Below are 1,124 nucleotides of genomic sequence, written 5' to 3'. Positions count from 1 at the left end.
GTGCCGCTGGTATTGTTGTTATAGATCGGGCCGCCGTTGTTCGACGCATTGACCGAGGCGGTCGCCGCATCGTTCCACTTGCCGTAGGTCACGAAAGCGCGCAGTTCAGGACGCGACCACAGGCCAGGACCTGCCGAGATCGTCGGTGCGATGGTCAGCTTGGTCAAGCGCTTGGCTGGCTGGCCGCCCGATTGCGTCACGCGGTCCGTACCCAATTCGCCCACCAGCTTGAAGTTGTTGGTGAACGCGTACACAGGACGCACGCCGACCGAGGTCCAGGTCGAGGAACCGGTAGCATTCGACTCGTCTTTTTGCCACAGGGCGACAAATTCCATGCCGAAGTTGGCCATCGGCTGGATCGCCATGTCATTGAAGACGCGCGTACGCTTGCGGTCCGAACCGAAACCGGTGTCGCCCGAGGCGCCGAACTGGCCGTTGCCGGCACCGCCGACGCCAGGACCGACGCCGTACTGCACGCCGAAGGTGTTGCCGCCGCCGAAGACTTTCGCTTGACGGTGGAATGCCGACAGCTGCCAGCCGTTATTGCGCTTGCCCAGGATGGCGTCATCCTTGCCTTCGCCGATGATGTAGGTCGCGGCCAGGTCCAGGGTACCGTTTTCATTGACGGGGATTTCGCCGTAGATGAAGTTCTGGCGCACGGCCGATTTCGTGCCCAGGTAGGCGCCTGGTACGCCGCTGCGCGAACCTTTGTCGTCATCGCGCTGGGCGATGTCGTTGTCCTTGAAGAAGGCGTACGAGAATTTACCAGGACCCATCGGAATGCGGTCCAGGCCGGCGCCCGTGCCGTTCATGTTGATGTATTGCAAGTCCAGCATGTGGATGTCAGGACGGTAGTAGAAGCGTTTACCGACCCAGGCCGTGCCGCCGTTCAGGAAATCGAGTCCCTGCGCTTCGACATAGGCTTTGACGATGCCCAGTTTGTTGTCGCCGAAATCCGAGTTTGGCGCGTAAGCGTTGACCCAGATCGTCGCCAGGAAGTTCACGCCGCCGGACTGGGCAACGGACTTGGTATAGCCGAATTCCGTATAGGCGTCGCACTCATTGCCCAGACGATATTTCATGGTGTTGCCACCGAGGCCGAAGCAGCCTTGCGAACCGCCGTC

1 protein-coding gene is annotated in these 1,124 nt (G+C 60.9%); it reads right to left on the bottom strand.

Annotated features, from left to right (window positions below; translation table 11 throughout):
- Positions 1 to 1,124, bottom strand: a 1,124-nt coding sequence (locus tag JAB6_RS00625; protein WP_070300983.1) for a carbohydrate porin, incomplete at both ends; no start/stop codon positions are given.

The organism is Janthinobacterium sp. HH104 (genome assembly GCF_001758715.1).
Classification (GTDB): Bacteria; Pseudomonadota; Gammaproteobacteria; order Burkholderiales; family Burkholderiaceae_D; genus Janthinobacterium; species Janthinobacterium aestuarii.
This window is presented reverse-complemented; position numbering and strand designations above follow the sequence as displayed.